The 17,598-nt window shown below is 45.6% G+C and carries 17 protein-coding genes; 6 read left to right on the top strand and 11 right to left on the bottom strand.

Features of this window, described 5'->3' with window-relative positions; all coding sequences use genetic code 11:
• Positions 1 to 3: 3 nt before the first annotated feature.
• The 4 genes from K4H28_RS04240 to tpiA form a co-directional block, all read right to left on the bottom strand.
• Positions 4 to 474, bottom strand: coding sequence for a NuoB/complex I 20 kDa subunit family protein (locus K4H28_RS04240; protein WP_027467718.1), 471 nt, complete (start codon positions 472 to 474; stop codon positions 4 to 6).
• Between the two features lie 5 nt (positions 475 to 479).
• Positions 480 to 848: an NADH-quinone oxidoreductase subunit A gene (locus tag K4H28_RS04235; protein ID WP_203570503.1), complete on the bottom strand. Its 369-nt coding sequence runs from the start codon at positions 846 to 848 to the stop codon at positions 480 to 482.
• Between the two features lie 172 nt (positions 849 to 1,020).
• Positions 1,021 to 1,341, bottom strand: a complete 321-nt coding sequence (secG, locus tag K4H28_RS04230; protein WP_221007156.1) for a preprotein translocase subunit SecG — start codon at positions 1,339 to 1,341, stop codon at positions 1,021 to 1,023.
• A 36-nt stretch (positions 1,342 to 1,377) separates the two neighbouring features.
• Positions 1,378 to 2,088, bottom strand: coding sequence for a triose-phosphate isomerase (gene tpiA / locus K4H28_RS04225; protein WP_221007155.1), 711 nt, complete (start codon positions 2,086 to 2,088; stop codon positions 1,378 to 1,380).
• Between the two features lie 275 nt (positions 2,089 to 2,363).
• On the opposite strand from tpiA, the gene pstS reads away from it, so the two are divergent.
• From pstS to K4H28_RS04200, 5 genes are all read left to right on the top strand, one after another.
• Entirely contained in the window at positions 2,364 to 3,404 is a 1,041-nt protein-coding gene (gene pstS, locus K4H28_RS04220) for a phosphate ABC transporter substrate-binding protein PstS (RefSeq protein WP_221007154.1), read from the top strand.
• A 111-nt stretch (positions 3,405 to 3,515) separates the two neighbouring features.
• Positions 3,516 to 4,472, top strand: coding sequence for a phosphate ABC transporter permease subunit PstC (gene pstC / locus K4H28_RS04215; protein ID WP_221007153.1), 957 nt, complete (start codon positions 3,516 to 3,518; stop codon positions 4,470 to 4,472).
• A 21-nt stretch (positions 4,473 to 4,493) separates the two neighbouring features.
• Positions 4,494 to 5,336, top strand: a complete 843-nt coding sequence (gene pstA / locus K4H28_RS04210; protein WP_221007946.1) for a phosphate ABC transporter permease PstA — start codon at positions 4,494 to 4,496, stop codon at positions 5,334 to 5,336.
• A 26-nt stretch (positions 5,337 to 5,362) separates the two neighbouring features.
• Positions 5,363 to 6,130 carry a phosphate ABC transporter ATP-binding protein PstB gene (gene pstB, locus K4H28_RS04205; RefSeq protein ID WP_221007152.1) on the top strand — a complete coding sequence of 256 codons (768 nt, stop codon included), beginning with the start codon at positions 5,363 to 5,365 and terminating at the stop codon, positions 6,128 to 6,130.
• Positions 6,131 to 6,319: 189 nt separating this feature from the next.
• Entirely contained in the window at positions 6,320 to 7,897 is a 1,578-nt protein-coding gene (locus K4H28_RS04200) for a methyl-accepting chemotaxis protein (protein WP_221007151.1), read from the top strand.
• Positions 7,898 to 7,974: 77 nt separating this feature from the next.
• On the opposite strand, the gene glmM is transcribed toward K4H28_RS04200, so the two are convergent.
• From glmM to K4H28_RS04180, 4 genes are all read right to left on the bottom strand, one after another.
• The gene (gene glmM / locus K4H28_RS04195) at positions 7,975 to 9,333 is read right to left on the bottom strand and encodes a phosphoglucosamine mutase (RefSeq protein WP_221007150.1); all 1,359 of its coding nucleotides are present in this window, start codon (positions 9,331 to 9,333) and stop codon (positions 7,975 to 7,977) included.
• A 26-nt stretch (positions 9,334 to 9,359) separates the two neighbouring features.
• Positions 9,360 to 10,130: a dihydropteroate synthase gene (folP, locus tag K4H28_RS04190; RefSeq protein ID WP_308443483.1), complete on the bottom strand. Its 771-nt coding sequence runs from the start codon at positions 10,128 to 10,130 to the stop codon at positions 9,360 to 9,362.
• Positions 10,131 to 10,245: 115 nt separating this feature from the next.
• Positions 10,246 to 12,162, bottom strand: a complete 1,917-nt coding sequence (ftsH, locus tag K4H28_RS04185; protein ID WP_221007148.1) for an ATP-dependent zinc metalloprotease FtsH — start codon at positions 12,160 to 12,162, stop codon at positions 10,246 to 10,248.
• Positions 12,163 to 12,211: 49 nt separating this feature from the next.
• Positions 12,212 to 12,835 carry an RlmE family RNA methyltransferase gene (locus K4H28_RS04180; RefSeq protein ID WP_221007945.1) on the bottom strand — a complete coding sequence of 208 codons (624 nt, stop codon included), beginning with the start codon at positions 12,833 to 12,835 and terminating at the stop codon, positions 12,212 to 12,214.
• A gap of 43 nt (positions 12,836 to 12,878) precedes the next feature.
• On the opposite strand from K4H28_RS04180, the gene yhbY reads away from it, so the two are divergent.
• Positions 12,879 to 13,199 (top strand): ribosome assembly RNA-binding protein YhbY, encoded by a 321-nt coding sequence (gene yhbY / locus K4H28_RS04175; protein ID WP_221007147.1) that lies wholly within the window; start codon positions 12,879 to 12,881, stop codon positions 13,197 to 13,199.
• Between the two features lie 71 nt (positions 13,200 to 13,270).
• Here the strand turns inward: yhbY and K4H28_RS04170 are convergent, their stop codons facing one another.
• The 3 genes from K4H28_RS04170 to carB all read right to left on the bottom strand — a co-directional run bounded on the left by K4H28_RS04170 (position 13,271) and on the right by carB (position 17,571).
• The gene (locus K4H28_RS04170; protein WP_255573617.1) at positions 13,271 to 13,726 is read right to left on the bottom strand and encodes a DUF4149 domain-containing protein; all 456 of its coding nucleotides are present in this window, start codon (positions 13,724 to 13,726) and stop codon (positions 13,271 to 13,273) included.
• A gap of 43 nt (positions 13,727 to 13,769) precedes the next feature.
• A complete protein-coding gene (gene greA / locus K4H28_RS04165) occupies positions 13,770 to 14,252 on the bottom strand; it encodes a transcription elongation factor GreA (RefSeq protein WP_221007146.1) in 483 nt (160 codons plus the stop codon).
• A 97-nt stretch (positions 14,253 to 14,349) separates the two neighbouring features.
• Positions 14,350 to 17,571 (bottom strand): carbamoyl-phosphate synthase large subunit, encoded by a 3,222-nt coding sequence (gene carB / locus K4H28_RS04160; RefSeq protein WP_221007145.1) that lies wholly within the window; start codon positions 17,569 to 17,571, stop codon positions 14,350 to 14,352.
• Between the last annotated feature and the right edge of the window lie 27 nt (positions 17,572 to 17,598).

Raw genomic sequence — 17,598 nt, 5'->3', positions numbered from 1 at the left:
ACCTCACGAGCGCGCAATGGTATTGGTACGCTTAATCTTGTTTTGCAGCTGAATGATGCCATACAAGAGCGCTTCAGCTGTCGGAGGACAGCCTGGAACATAGACGTCAACTGGAACAATACGATCACAGCCGCGCACTACAGAATAGGAATAATGATAATACCCACCACCATTCGCACAGGAACCCATAGAGATTACCCAGCGTGGTTCTGGCATCTGATCGTAAACTTTACGCAATGCAGGTGCCATTTTATTACAGAGAGTCCCTGCAACAATCATTAAATCGGACTGACGTGGTGACGGACGGAACACGACACCAAAACGGTCTAAGTCATAACGAGCAGCACCGGCATGCATCATTTCAACAGCACAACAGGCAAGACCAAAAGTCATTGGCCACAAAGAACCTGTACGAGCACTATTGATTACAGCATCCACTGTCGTCGTAATAAAACCTTTATCTTGGGCTTCCATTTGCTTTACTCCCACTCTAGAGCGCCCTTCTTCCATTCGTAGATGAAGCCAACCACCAAGATGGTTAAGAAAATCATCATCGATAAAAAGCCGAACATTCCCAGTTCTTTAAGCACAACAGCCCAAGGAACCAAAAATGCAACCTCTAAGTCAAACAAGATAAACAAAATTGCCACAAGATAATAGCGCACATCAAATTGCATGCGTGCATCTTCGAATGCCTCAAAACCACATTCGTAAGGCGAGTTTTTTGCAGTATCTGGTCGAACTGTACCCATCACCTTGCCGATACCATAGCCCATCACTAGCGGCGCAACACCGACTAGCAATCCGACAAATAGAAACAACAAGATTGGGAAATAGTTTTCCAGCATAAAAATCCCCCAGCGCAGAACATTTACAAAAAGTCTAAACAGCTTATTGTTATTTTTATTACACAGAAACGCTGGGTCACCCCAGCGCATTTGAAACACCAAATCTAGCAATCCCACATAGGATTTTTAGAATTTGGCTTTAAACCGACAAGCCTGCAAAAAAACGCAAAACTTAATCAGGAATTTTTTGACCTGAAACTTGTGAAGCTACTACTGGCTCCACAGTGCTCATAATTGACTTCGCTTGCTTAGGTGCAGTCAAAAGCACCAAGGACATTGAAGTCACAAAGAAAAACGTTGCAGCGACTGCAGTAGCTCGACTCAGAAAGTTGGCAGAGCCTGAAGAACCAAACACACTACCGGCAGAACCGCCACCGCTACCAAAAGCAGCCCCCATGTCAGCACCTTTGCCATGCTGCATCAAGACCAACACAATGACAGCAATCGCTGAAATCACATTTACTACAAGCACTAAACTGGTAACGAAGTCCATTATTTTCTCATTTCAATCGCGGCGTGAATTGTACCATCAGCGCGCTGCTTTGCAAATCTCTACAAACTCGAAGGCGGATAGCGCTGCGCCACCCACCAACACCCCATCGACATGCTGCACAGCCAAAATTGACTCAGCATTATTCGACTTAACACTACCACCATAGAGAACCTTAACTCGTTCATCCAATTGACTTTTAATCAATGCGTGCATCGGTGAAATCTGCTCGCTAGATGCAACCATTCCGCTCCCTACAGCCCAAGATGGCTCATATGCAACAGCAAACAAACCAATTGGCAACTGCTGCAGCACCTGTAACTGTGCAGCAACAACTTCTTCCGCCCGACCCTCACGACGCTGCTCTGCTGATTCACCTACGCAGTAAATACCAAACAAGCCGGCATCTAAGGCCGCTCGCATTTTAACACCAGCTTGCTCTGTCGTCTCACCAAATAATCGTCGACGCTCGGAATGACCAATGATCACCATTTCACAACCGATATCTGCCAGCATCCCTGAGGACACCTCGCCAGTATAAGCCCCAATATGATACTGACTAAGGTCTTGAGCACCACACTGTACATGAGTATTGTGTAGTAGTTGTTTCGCCAGCATTAAGTAGGGAAATGGTACACACACACCCACATTTGATTGCAACTTAGCCTGTGCAATTTCACCCAGCACCGACTTGATCTGTCCAATACTACCGTGCAGCTTCCAATTACCCACTACAAGTTGCTTAGCCATACAGATTTTAACTCCTCATATGAGGCTGAAATGGTAACGCCCACACAGAATAAACGTCAAACGCTAATATCCCCTACCAGTCAACACAAGCCCTAGCACGCAAAAACTTGCAAGCAACGCCCCCTTGCCAAGCCCGATGTAAAGCGAACTCCGTCCACATAAACCACCCAAGTCTATTCATAACGAGATTTTGTAATATTACGGAAACAATTTGTGTTTAGGATGCGTACTGTTCAATAAATATTCACTTCTGATCACTTAGGATTTTAATTACCATGACTTTAGCTCACAAAATGCTAATTACTGCTGGCTTAGCTGCTGGCCTGTTTACTCAAGCCATTGCTGCTGATATCACAGGTGCTGGCGCAACATTCCCATACCCGCTGTATGCAAAATGGGCTGAAATGTATAAAGCAAAGACTGGCACTGGCATGAACTATCAATCAATCGGCTCTGGCGGCGGCATCAAACAAATCTCTGCAAAAACTGTAGATTTTGGTGCTTCTGATATGCCACTTAAGCCAGCTGATATGGATAAAGAAGGTTTGATGCAATTCCCAACAGTACTGGGCGGTGTTGTACCTGTTGTTAACATCCCAGGCGTACAACAAGGCCAAATGAAGTTGAACTCAGCAGTACTGAGCGACATTTACCTCGGCAAAATCAAAAAATGGAATGATCCAGCGATCGTGGCTTTAAATCCAGGTGTTGCTTTACCTGACTTAAACATCACCGTAGTTCGCCGCTCTGACGGCTCAGGCACAACTTTCTTATTTACTGACTACCTGTCTAAAGTTTCTCCAGAGTGGAAAGAGAAAGTAGGTGCAAATACTTCAGTTCAATGGCCGGCCGGTGTTGGTGGCAAGGGCAACGAAGGTGTTGCTAACTACGTACAACGAATCAAAGGTGCAATTGGATATGTTGAGTTTGCTTATGCAAAACAAAACAAACTTTCATACACGCAACTAAATAACTCTACCGGCGCATTTGTTAAGCCTTCTGAAGATACATTCATTGCAGCAGCCGCTAGCGCGGACTGGAAAAACGCGCCAGGCATGTTCTTGGTAACAACAAATGCACCAGGTAAAGATGCTTGGCCTATTGCAAGCCCTACTTTTATTTTGATGCACAAGAAACAAGACAAACCGGCACAAGCAGCTGAAGTCTTGAAGTTCTTTGACTGGGCATATGGCGCTGATGCAGACAAAGTAGCACTTGATCTTGATTACATCCCAATGCCAGACAATGTTGTTTCAATGATTAAAGCCAACTGGAAGTCACAAATGACCGACGGTAAAGCACCAATCTGGAAATAATTAACACACTAATTGAGCGCAGAGTTACAATCCGCGCGCGAAAAGAAGCACACAGGCAGCTCTGTCTGTGTGCTTCTTAGTTTGTAGAAATGTAGGTCTGGAGAATTTCCGATGTCAAATTTGTCCCAACGGATGAAAATACAAAGATTGCAAGATACAATTTTTGTAAATAGCACCCGTTTCTTTGCTTTCTTCGTACTAGCACTACTCAGCGCTATTATTATTTCTCTGCTGTATGGTGCGCTACCCAGCATCAAAGCATTTGGCTTTGGATTCATTACTTCTACTGATTGGAATCCAGTCACCGAGCAATTTGGTGCTTGGCCTTCGATTCGCGGTACCTTAATTTCATCCGCAATCGCACTTTTAGTTGCAGTGCCAATTAGTTTTGGTATTGCCATTTTTTTGACTGAGCTTTCACCGATATGGCTACGTCGCCCACTCGGCATTTGTATTGAATTACTTGCAGGCGTTCCATCTATTATTTACGGCATGTGGGGTCTGTTTATTTTCGCTCCATTATTTTCCGAACATGTACAGCCTTGGTTAACTGAGAGCACTGCTGGCATCCCATTTATTGGCGCGCTGTTTGATGGCCCACCAATGGGTATTGGTATGTTTACGGGCGGCTTAATCCTTGCCATTATGGTGATTCCATTTGTGACGTCGGTGATGCGTGATGTGTTCGAAGTCGTACCACCACTATTAAAAGAATCTGCTTACGGGCTAGGTAGCACCACATGGGAAGTGGTCCGTCATGTTGTGGTCCCGTACACCAAAACAGGCATTATCGGCGGCATCATGCTAGGTCTTGGTCGCGCCCTTGGTGAGACCATGGCGATTACATTTGTGATTGGCAATTCGATGAATGAAATGAATTCATTGTTTGACCCCGCAACGACCATATCAGCAACACTGGCCAATGAATTTACTGAAGCACATGGTGAACTATATACCGCGTCATTGATTCAACTTGGTCTGTTATTGTTCTTCATTACCTTTGTGGTATTGGTGCTTTCTAAACTGCTCCTCTTGCGCTTAAACCGCAATGAAGGCTCACACTCTTAATCGGTGGCCATCATGATGACAATGAATAAAAATCTCTACTTCCGCCGCCGTCTACTAAATAAAGTCAGCTTGATTTTATCTATGCTAGCGATGGCTTTTGGTCTTTTTTGGCTTTTTTGGATTATGTATACCCTGTTTTCACATGGTCTCGCAGGTCTAACAATCCAGACATTGACACAAAGTACACCAGCACCTGGTAGCCAAGGTGGTTTAGCCAATGCCATTATGGGCAGCCTGCAAATGACTGCGGTTGGTGTTTTGATCGGCACGCCGATTGGCATTTTGGCAGGCACTTACCTTGCAGAGTTTGGCGCAAAAGGCTGGCTAGCACCCGCAACTCGCTTCATTAACGACATTTTACTTTCTGCACCATCGATCGTGATTGGTCTTTTTGTCTTTACTGTCTATGTGGCACAAGTGGGGCACTTTTCTGGCTGGGCAGGCTCTTTTGCCTTGGCCATTTTGGTAATTCCAGTTGTACTTCGTACCACAGAAAATATGCTTTTACTGGTTCCTACTGCGATGCGCGAAGCTGCCTATGCATTAGGTGCGCCAAAATGGAAAATGGTTACGCAAGTGACGCTTAAGGCCGCGAAATCTGGGGTTGCAACCGGCATATTGCTCGCAATTGCGCGTATTTTGGGCGAAACGGCACCATTACTCTTTACTGCATTGAATAACCAATTCTATTCAAACATGAATCAACCGATGGCCAACTTACCCGTTGTGATTTTCCAATTTGCAATGAGCCCTTATGAAGACTGGCATCAACTTGCTTGGGCGGGAGCGCTGATGATTGGCTTGTTTGTTTTGGCCATGAATATCATTGCACGCGTCATGCTGCGCCAGCCTAATCAACACTAATTATTGACTTTGTGACGGAATAAATTATGAGCAATCAAATCAAATCGGGCTTGTCCATCAAGAATCTAAATTTTTATTACGGCAATTTTCATGCCTTGAAAAACATCAATTTAGATATTCTAGCAGGCCATGTAACTGCGTTTATCGGTCCATCAGGCTGCGGCAAATCAACACTTTTGCGTACTTTTAACCGCATGTATGATCTTTATCCAAAGCAACGCGGCGAGGGCGAAATCATTCTGAATGGTAAAAACATTCTCGATTCGGATGTTGACCTGAACATGCTACGTGCCAAGGTTGGCATGGTGTTTCAAAAGCCAACGCCATTCCCAATGTCGATTTACGACAATGTGGCCTTTGGTGTGAAGCTATACGAATCGCTTAGCAAGTCCGAAATGGATGATCGTGTTGAGTGGGCGCTTACCAAAGCGGCACTATGGAACGAAGTTAAAGACAAGCTCAAACAATCAGGTTTGGGTTTATCTGGTGGTCAGCAACAACGTTTATGCATTGCACGTGCGGTTGCCGTTAAACCTGAGATTTTGCTACTCGACGAACCAACCTCAGCACTGGATCCAATCTCAACCGCTCACGTTGAAGAATTGATTCATGAACTGAAAAAAGACTACACGATTGCGATCGTGACCCACAATATGCAACAAGCTGCGCGTATTTCTGACTACACCGCTTATATGTATTTGGGTGAAATGATCGAAATGGATGAAACCGATACGATCTTTACTGCTCCAAAAGTAAAAGCAACTGAAGACTACATTACGGGTAAATTTGGTTAATTACCAAAATTTAACCCATGAAAAAAGCCGCTTTTTGCGGCTTTTTTTGTTATGTATATTACCCTACGCCATATATAGCATTAATCGTATGGATATACCCATTCTTTTCGCGCACAACACTTGATGTAACACAAATGAAACACGACTACTCTATTCTGTAAAATCATGCTCATTCAATGTCGGTCACCAATGAAAATCTCCACACAGCTCAAACTCGTCAGCGCCATCACTGTCGGCGCCCTCTTCGTTGCCGTTATGATCTGCAGTTGGAAATTAAGTATTTTGAATCAAAACTTCAATGCCAATCAGCAAATGCAAACCAGCCTCAATCAGTTAGCACAAATGAAATCAACGATGCTTTCAGTATCTAGATTAGACGTGATGTCACCCGATATTAATCAAAGCCTACAAGAAGGCGAGGCCCAAGTGGCCGATGCGCAAAAACAACTCAGCCAAGTGCTGACTGCTGAGCAATCGAATGTTCTCACACAGTCCTTAGAACAAAAATGGCAACGCTATTTGAGCCAGTTTCGCAATGCTGTACAAATCGCAGAAACGAGCCCAGAGGATGCAATTTCCATTCCCGAGCAGCTGTTTCGTAATGATTTGACACCTGCAATCGCACAGATTTCTGAGCTATCAAAAGCGATTTCGCTTGATGCCAATAAAGCCAAAGAGATTATCGAAAAAGACATCAAACAACTGATTTGGGGGGTGATTATCCCTATCATTTTTGCCGGCCTAATTATTGTATTTTCACAATTGGGTTTTGCAAAACGACTACAAAAATCATTAAACACGATGAGTGCAGTGGCCAATCAACTCCGTGACGGGCAAATCTCTATGCGGATGCCGGAAAGTAAAGATGAACTCGGCCATTTAGGTGTGGCTATCAATCAGTTTTTGCAACAACTACACCGCGTCCTTACTCAAACTAGTCATGCCGCGATTGAAAGCCGTGCTGACGCACAAAGAATTACGGAGTTAAGTAGCGCAGTTAGCCAGAATACCGAGTCGCAATCACAGCAATTAAGTGAAATCGGCCAAGGTAGTGATACTCTCAGCGCTGCCATTGCATATGTTGGCCAACTCGCCTCTCAGGCTGCGGCGACAGCACAGTCATCGCTGCACGCCACAATCGATGCAGATCAAGCTGGACAAACAACACTCAGAAATCTAGCCTCATTTTCAAGCCACTTCCAACAAGTCGAAACAGAAATGCAAACACTGTCGCTCTCATTTAGCGATATCGTTGCGGTCAGCAGCACAATTAAAGACATCGCCGATCAAACCAACCTACTAGCCTTAAATGCCGCGATTGAAGCTGCCCGGGCAGGTGAATCTGGGCGAGGCTTTGCAGTTGTCGCTGATGAAGTTAGAAAATTAGCGCAACACACGACCGATTCAACAAAAAAAATTCAAGAGATTTTACAAAAAACCCAAAACAACACCAAGGTCACAACAAAAGCGATACAAGCTGCCGCCATTCACTTACGTGACTTTAGTGAACACGGGCAAACCGTTTCTCGATCTTTAACCCAAATTAGAATTGAAAGTGAAGAAGTCGCAGAAAAGATGGCATCGATTGCAGCAGCTGTGGATCAGCAAACTGCCTCAGCTCAATCCATCGCAGAGCAAGTCAGCCGAATTAGTCAGGGTTTGAATAGAACAAACTCAGATAGCAAAGCGATGAAACATGAAATGGATGGCTTGACGATAGTGGCAAATGATCTTGAGAAATCAATGTCAACGTTTCGATTTAATTAGATAACCACCCCAAAAGCAAGCTACCCAGCTTTCGAATAAAAACTGGGTAGTTATTCATTCAATATTATTCTTCTATATTATTCTTCTGCTTCAGCCTGTACGACTGAAGCAATTTTTTCGGCCCATTCACGTGCTGAAGTTGGATCAGTATGCTCAACCATCACGCGAACAACGGGTTCGGTGCCTGAAGGCCTGAGCAAAACACGCCCTTCAATACCCATTTCTACTTCAGCTTGCTTCACAACAGCAGAGATTTTTTCTGAAGCATGACAGTCAAAACCTTTAGCAATGCGCACATTCTTTAGCACTTGCTTAGACAAAGTTAAATCTTTGCAAAAACCAGCCAAGGTTTGGTCACTTTCTTGCAAGGCCTGCAGCACTTGTAAAGCTGAGATAATGCCATCGCCAGTTGAATGCTTATCCAAGCACAGTAAATGACCGGAGCCTTCACCACCGACCAGCCATTCATGGGCACGAAGTTGTTCCATCACATAACGATCACCGACTTTGGCACGAACAAATCCGATACCTTTGGCTTTTAAAGCATTTTCAACGCCCAAATTGGTCATTAAAGTACCGACTACACCGGCACCTAGATTGCCTTTTTGTTGACGATGACTCGCCAAGACATACAGCAATTGATCACCATCGACGATCGTACCGTCGCGGTCGACCATAATCAGTCGGTCACCGTCACCATCCAAGGCAATACCAAAATTCGCACCTTCGGAAAGCACTTTTAGGCGCAAAGTCTCAGGATGTGTAGCACCGACTTCTTCGTTGATATTAAATCCGTTTGGATTGACGCCAATACTAACAACTTCAGCGCCTAATTCATGAAATACGTGTGGCGCGATGTGATATGTCGCACCATGAGCGCAGTCCACCACGAGTTTCAAACCACGTAAATCAAGCTCACTCGGAAAGGTCGACTTACAAAATTCAATGTAGCGGCCAGCTGCATCGTCAATTCGTTTTGATTTGCCTATCTGTTTCGACTGAACACAAGGCTGTACTTCTTCAATTGCTGCTTCGATCGCAATCTCGATGTCATCTGGCAATTTTTGACCGCTGGCACCAAAGAATTTAATGCCATTATCGTGATAAGGATTATGCGATGCAGAGATCACGACACCAGCTGATAATCTCAGCGCTCGAGTTAAATATGCAATCCCAGGCGTTGGCAACGGGCCTGTTAAATACACATCAACGCCGGCCGCATTAAAGCCTGCCTGCAATGCAGCTTCCAACATATACCCTGACACGCGGGTATCTTTACCGATCAATACAGCGGCATGCTCGCCATTCTTGCGTAATTTGCTAGCAGCTAACACTTTACCTGCGGCAAAACCAAGCTTCATTGCAAACTCGGGTGTAATTGGATATTCACCGACTAAACCACGCACACCATCGGTGCCGAAAAATTTACGAGCCATTATTTATTCCCTTTCCTGTAATGCAGCTATTTTAATACTTTCCACAACTTTAATGCATCAACCGTTTCCCTGACATCATGAACTCGCACAATGGAAGCCCCTTTTTGAACTGCCAGTACCGCAGCAATGACACTACCTAGCATTCTTTCACGCAATTCCTGCCCAGTGATTTCGCCCAACATTTTTTTTCTCGAAACTCCAATCAGCAATGGCACTCCTAATAGAGTGCCCATTTTGTCTATGGATTGAAACAAGGCAATATTGTGTTCTAAACTTTTACCAAAACCAAAACCAGGATCAGCTACTATGCGGTTTGCTGAGATTGCTGACGCCTGCGCCAATTCAATCCGCTTAGACAAGTAATGAGTTACCTCCTCCACAACATTCTGATAACTTGGTGCGACTTGCATCGTTTGTGGATCACCCTGCTTGTGCATCAAACAAATACCAACCGCACTTTTAGCCAGCAAATCTATCGCCCCTAAACCTTCTAACGCCGAAATATCGTTAACCAAATCAACACCAGCATCAATCGCGGCCCTCATTACTTCAGGTTTACGAGTATCAATCGATAGTGGCACATTCAAACTTGATAGCGCTTGAATAACAGGAATAACACGGCGAATCTCCTCTTCTACAGGCACCGCGGCGGCACCTGGTCTAGTTGATTCACCACCAATATCCAATATATCAGCGCCCTCTTTGAGTAATTTTTCAGCATGTGCAACGGCATGCACTAAAGTATCGTGCTGCCCACCATCAGAGAACGAATCTGGCGTTACATTCACAATCCCCATGACCCATGGACGACTTAGATCCAGCTGAAACCTTCCACACGAAAACATTGACATACTTTTCCTAGACAAGAAAAAAGGCGACCATGGTCGCCTTTTTCAAATTAAACCATCAAACTTAGACTTCTGTGGCCGGGGTAGTTGAAGCCTCAGCACCGCCAGATGGTAGGTTACCAACATCAATTGACGGCACGGCAACAGTAACTGGCAGACCTTTAGGTGGACGTGGTTCACGGCCGGCCATGATGTCGAGCACTTGCTCACGATCAATCGTTTCCCACTCCATCAATGCCGCAGTCATCGCTTCTACTTTATCGCGATTTTCTTCCAAGATTTTCTCAGCTACCGCGTATTGCTCATCGATAATTCGACGAATCTCAGCATCGACCTGCATCATCGTTGCTTCAGACATATTTTTGTGCGTCGTCACCGAGCGACCAAGAAATACCTCACCCTCATTATCGCCATAAACCATAGGACCTAATTTTTCGGTCATACCATAACGCGTCACCATATCGCGCGCCATGCCGGTTGCACGCTCAAAGTCGTTTGAAGCACCAGTCGAAATACGATGAATAAACAAATCTTCTGCAACACGCCCACCGAACAAAATAGCAAGGCGATTTAGCATTTGATCTTTATACAAAGAAAAACTATCACGCTCAGGCAGTTGCCAAGTCAAACCTAAGGCACGACCACGCGGCATGATTGTTACTTTATGCACTGGATCGGTACCTGGCAACATTTCTGCGACCACGGCATGACCAGATTCGTGATACGCCGTTGCCCGGCGGTCATCTTCAGTCATCACCATGCTGCGACGCTCTGGGCCCATATAAATCTTATCTTTAGCCGACTCAAAATCATCCATATCGACTAAACGCTTATTACGACGTGCAGCAAACAAGGCTGCTTCGTTGACTAAGTTGGCCAAATCAGCACCAGACATACCAGGTGTACCACGTGCAATAATCGACGCATCAACATCATTTGCAATCGGTACTTTGCGCATATGCACAGCCAAAATCTGCTCACGACCACGAATATCTGGCAATGCAACAGTAACTTGTCGATCAAATCGACCTGGACGCAATAAAGCGGGGTCAAGTACATCAGGGCGATTCGTTGCCGCAATGACAATAATCCCTGAGTTACCTTCAAAACCGTCCATCTCAACGAGCATTTGATTCAACGTTTGCTCACGCTCGTCATTACCGCCGCCCATGCCTGCGCCACGCTGACGACCGACTGCATCGATCTCATCGATAAAGATGATACACGGCGCGTTTTTCTTGGCATTTTCAAACATGTCACGAACACGAGCAGCACCAACACCAACAAACATCTCTACGAAATCAGAGCCCGAAATCGAGAAAAATGGCACTTTAGCTTCACCTGCGATGGCTTTGGCCAACAAGGTTTTACCCGTACCAGGTGAACCAACCAGCAAGATACCGCACGGCATACGGCCACCAAGACTTTGATACTTGCTTGGATCACGCAAGTAATCAACAATCTCTGAAACTTCGGCTTTGGCTTCATCACAACCCGCCACATCGGCAAACGTCACTGAGTTATTATTTTCATCAAGCATTTTGGCTTTTGATTTACCAAAGCTAAAGGCACCACCTTTGCCACCACCTTGCATCTTGTTCATGAAGAAAATCCAAACACCGATCAACAATAACATCGGTCCCCAGTTAACAAGCAAGCTGGTTAAAAAGCCTTGTTCTTCTTCGGCCTTCGCTGCAAATTTCACATTGTGCTTAATCAACGTATCAACCAAGCGGAAATCAAAAGGCGCTAGGCTGGAATAGCTACTGCCATCCGTTTTTTTGCCACGGATAAGCTGCCCACGCAATGGATTACCTTGGATTTCAGCACTCGCAATTTTACCTTGCTCTACATCCACCATAAATTGTGAGTAGGGCAATTGGCTTGCGCCATCTTGGCGCTGTGCAAACTGATTAAAGACGGTCATCAGCACTAAGCCAACGATCAGCCAAATGGCGATATTCTTGCCGAGATTATTCAAGGCTTTACTCCTGAGTTTCTAAAACGGGTATAAATTCTATTTTACGCGTTTAAGATTTTTTTTGTTTACCCAATAAATAAACTTCTGGGCTACGGTCACGCGATGCTTTAGGTTTTCGAGTCACAACGGAGGCAAAAGTTTCCCGCATCGCCGTCATATACTCGGTAAAACCATATCCTTGGAACACTTTAACCAAAAAATTGCCACCTGGTTTCAACTGTTCACGTGCAAATTCCAAGCCTAGCTCACATAGATACATACTGCGCGCCTGATCAGTATCGGCATTACCCGTTATATTGGGGGCAATATCGCAAATGACAAGGTCTATCTGTCGTCCGTTAAGCAGGCTATTAAATTCAGCCAGCACTTCGTCTTCACGAAAATCGCCTTGTACAAACTCAACCCCTCGGATCGGGTCCATTTCCAAAATATCCAGTGCAAAAACACGCCCGCTCGGGCCAACTTTTTGGGCTGCCACTTGGCACCAACTACCAGGTGCAGCACCCAAGTCAGCAACCCACATACCTTGCTTTAATAATTTGTCTTTATCGTCAATTTCGATCAACTTATACGCAGCTCTTGCGCGATAGCCATCTTTTTTCGCCATCTGCACGTAATGATCATTAACATGCTCTTGTAGCCATACATTACTGGAATTAGAACGAGCCATCAGGTAGACTATCCGGTTATATCAAGGTTTTTTAAGGTTTAATCTCATGTTACAACTTAGCGCAGATCAATGCCGCCACTTGCGCAGCTTAGCGCACCATCTTAATCCGGTCGTGATGATTGGCAGTAATGGCCTAACTGAATCAGTGATGCGCGAAATTGCAATCAATTTAGATGCACATGAATTAATTAAGATTCGTGTACTTGGCGATGATCGCGAAGCACGTGTTCAATATATGGAACAAATCTGTGTTGAATTAGAAGCTTGCCCAGTGCAGCATCTTGGTAAATTACTGCTTATTTTCCGTCCAAGCAATACAGACAAACCGAAGATTTTGCTACCGAAACAAAAGAAAGTAGCAAAATAATCATAAGGCGGCTTAGCCGCCTTTTTTATGCCTAGTAAAAAGTAACTCAGACTACTGGAATAGCAAAGCAATTAATAATCGCTTTTCCAAACATAGGCTAGACCCATCACACTCTGCAGCAAGTAGATCAAGCTCGAAATGGTGTGCCACTGGGCTAAACCACCACCAAACATCCCTTCTGCCGCATTACTCACCACGGGTTTTAATTCGGCAATCATGGGAAAGATCGCAAACTGATTCACCAACGTACACAATAACATGCCAAGAATCAACCATAAGCGTAGCCCTTGAAATGCGCGCAAGCCGTCTTTCCAAATCCACCAGATCGCCAAAAAAATACCCGCGACAATACCAATCCAACCGATAGCATGAAATAACTTACCTGCCACCATGCCGGCGACAGCTTTATCTAAACTAGCAAATAGCGCAGGTGTAACGATGACACCAACAATCCACATTCCACCAATCCAGAGCGTGGTGAGCACATTTTTTAGACCATTACCCATGATGTATATGAATGGAGCCATTGCCTATAAATTACCTCAAGGCAATACCCCTACTCCGTCTCAGTTATAGATATTGAACTTCTAAAATTTCATATTCGCGAATACCGCCAGGTGCCATTACTTCAGCCACATCTTCGGCATACTTGCCAATTAAAGCACGTGCAATCGGGCTTGATACTGAAATTTTGCCAGCTTTAATATCGGCTTCATCATCGCCAACGATTTGATACGTCACTTCGGCTTCAGTTTCTAAATCTTGCAGCAAGATGGTGGCACCAAATACCACGCGGCCTTCTGCGGTTTCCGCCAATTCTTTTGGATCAATAATTTGCCCATTCGACAATTTACTTTCCAACTCAGCAATACGACCTTCAACAAAGCCTTGCTTCTCTTTCGCTGCATCGTATTCAGCATTTTCAGAGAGATCACCATGCGAGCGTGCTTCGGCAATCGCCGCAATGACTGTAGGGCGCTCTACGCTTTTTAGATGGGCTAACTCTGTTTTGAGTTTTTCAGCGCCAACCACCGTCAGTGGGACTTTAATCATACTATTTCTCCAATTAGCAACGTTCATCGCCGCCAATAAAAACAAGAGCCGCCACTCCAGACGGAGCAGCGGCTTCAACTTTAAGTGCAATACGTTATCAGTTATTCAACTGTAAATGCAAGTCCTGCAAACTGTAAACGTTCAACTCTTTCATGTCACGAATACCTACACAAGCCGCTTTCGCACCTGCGATGGTCGTAAATACTGGCAATTTAGCTTTCAATGCTTCATGACGAATTGAGTAGCTGTCTTGAATTGCTTGGCGACGCTCATCCACCGTGTTGAAAATCATGCCAACTTGACCATTCACAATCATATCTACGATGTGTGGACGACCTTCGGTCACTTTATTCACTGCAGTCACGGCAACACCCGCAGCTTCAATCGCTGCTGCAGTGCCTTTGGTTGCCAAGACTTTGAAACCAAGGCCTGCCATGATAGTCGCACACTCGATCGCAGCGGCTTTGTCGCCTTCACGCACAGAGATAAACACACTACCTTGCGTTGGCAATACCACGCCTGCAGCCAATTGTGATTTAACAAAGGCTTCGGCAAAAGTCGTACCCACCCCCATCACTTCACCGGTTGATTTCATTTCAGGGCCGAGAATTGAATCAACGCCAGGGAATTTAGCGAATGGGAAAACCGCCTCTTTCACTGAGTAGTACGGTGGAATCACTTCCGTAGTAACGCCTTGCGATACCAATGACTGACCGACCATACAACGCGCAGCTACCATTGCTAGCGGCACACTCGTTGCTTTTGACACATACGGCACAGTACGTGAAGCACGAGGGTTCACTTCCAACACATAAACCTTCGCGTCAGCGCCTTTACCTTGAATCGCAAACTGAACATTCATCAAGCCAATCACGTTCAAGCCTTTAGCCATCAACACCGTTTGGCGACGTAATTCGTCTTGCAATTCTTTGCTCAATGAATACGGTGGCAATGAACATGCTGAGTCACCTGAGTGAACACCCGCTTGTTCGATATGCTCCATGATGCCGCCGATAATTACATCAGTACCATCAGAAATCGCATCCACATCAACTTCAATCGCGTCGTTCAAGAAGCGATCCAGCAATACTGGAGAATCATTCGACACTTTCACTGCTTCGCGCATATAGCGTTCGAGGTCTTTGTCTGAATGAACGATTTCCATCGCGCGGCCACCCAATACATACGATGGACGAACCACGAGTGGGTAACCCAATTCACGCGCCAAATGCAATGCATCTTGCTCATTACGCGCTGTGGCGTTTGGCGGTTGACGCAATTGCAAATCTTGCAATAATTTTTGGAAACGCTCGCGATCTTCGGCTGCGTCAATCATATCTGGCGAAGTACCAACAATTGGCACACCGTTGGCTTCAAGCGCACGCGCCAATTTCAATGGCGTTTGACCACCATATTGAACGATCACGCCGAATGGTTTTTCAACCGCAACGATTTCCAATACGTCTTCTAAGGTCAAAGGCTCGAAGTACAAGCGATCGGAAGTATCGTAGTCAGTAGAGACTGTCTCTGGATTGCAGTTGACCATGATGGTTTCGTAACCATCGTCACGCAAAGCCAAAGCCGCATGCACGCAGCAGTAGTCAAATTCGATACCCTGACCAATGCGATTCGGGCCACCGCCCAAGATCATCACTTTCTTTTTATCCGTTGGCGCTGCTTCGCATTCTTCTTCGTAAGTCGAATACATATAAGCAGTATCGCTCGCAAACTCAGCGGCGCAGGTGTCTACGCGTTTATACACCGGACGAACACCAAATGCATGACGCGCCTTACGCACTGCATTTTGATCGCAACCAAGCAAAGTACCTAAACGACGATCCGAGAAACCTTTGCGTTTCAGTTTACGGAATTCAAGCTTAGTCACGCTTTCTACTGCACGGCCACGCAAAGCGGCTTCATCGTTCAAGATGTCTTGAATTTGCACCAAGAACCATGGATCGATCTTCGAAATATTGTGAACTTCATCCAAGGTCAAGCCAACACGGAAAGCATCCGCGACATACCACAGACGCTCTGGACCTGGCGTTGCGATTTCTGATTCGATCTTGGTGCGATCGGTACAAACTTCATCAAAGCCAGACATGCCAGTTTCTAGACCACGCAAGGCTTTTTGCAATGATTCTTGCTGAGTGCGGCCGATGGCCATCACTTCACCCACTGACTTCATTTGCGTCGTCAGGCGGTCATTCGCTTGCGGGAATTTTTCAAACGCAAAACGAGGAATCTTCGTTACCACGTAATCGATCGATGGCTCGAAAGATGCTGGCGTTTTGCCGCCAGTGATTTCATTTTTGAGCTCATCGAGCGTGTAACCTACCGCCAATTTTGCCGCCACTTTAGCAATCGGGAAACCCGTTGCTTTTGACGCCAACGCTGAAGAGCGTGATACACGTGGGTTCATTTCGATGACAATCAAACGGCCATCGGCAGGGTTCACCGAGAATTGCACGTTCGAGCCACCGGTATCCACACCGATTTCACGCAGAACAGCAATCGATGCATTACGCATGATTTGGTATTCTTTGTCAGTCAGCGTTTGCGCTGGCGCAACCGTGATCGAGTCACCGGTATGCACACCCATTGGATCTAAGTTTTCAATCGAGCAGATGATGATGCAGTTGTCGTTCTTATCACGAACCACTTCCATCTCATACTCTTTCCAACCCAACAACGATTCTTCAATCAGCAATTCTTTCGTTGGCGAGAGGTCAAGACCGCGTGTGCAGATCTCGATGAATTCTTGCATATTGTAGGCAATACCACCGCCCGAACCACCCATCGTGAACGATGGACGAATAATCGTCGGGAAGCCGACTTGCGCCTGTACGGCCAATGACTCTTCAAGGCTATGTGCAATGCCTGAGCGCGCTGAACCCAAACCAATTTTATCCATCGCCACTTTAAATTTTTGACGATCTTCGGCTTTGTCGATGGCTTCTGGTGTTGCGCCAATCAATTCAACTTTGTATTTGTCGAGCACGCCGTGGTGCCACAAATCGAGCGCACAGTTCAGCGCTGTTTGGCCACCCATGGTCGGCAAGATCGCGTCTGGGCGCTCTTTCTCGATAATTTTTTCCACAACTTGCCACGTAATCGGCTCAATGTAAGTCACATCGGCCATATTCGGGTCGGTCATGATGGTCGCAGGATTGCTGTTAACCAAAATAACTTTGTAACCCTCTTCGCGCAGCGCTTTACAAGCTTGCGCGCCAGAGTAGTCAAATTCACACGCTTGGCCGATCACAATCGGGCCTGCGCCAATAATCAATATGCTTTTAAGGTCGGTACGTTTTGGCATTGTTTTGTGAGGCGCGTGGCCGCAAGG

It is taken from the genome of Deefgea tanakiae (assembly GCF_019665765.1).
In the GTDB taxonomy this organism is placed as follows: domain Bacteria; phylum Pseudomonadota; class Gammaproteobacteria; order Burkholderiales; family Chitinibacteraceae; genus Deefgea; species Deefgea tanakiae.
This window is presented reverse-complemented; position numbering and strand designations above follow the sequence as displayed.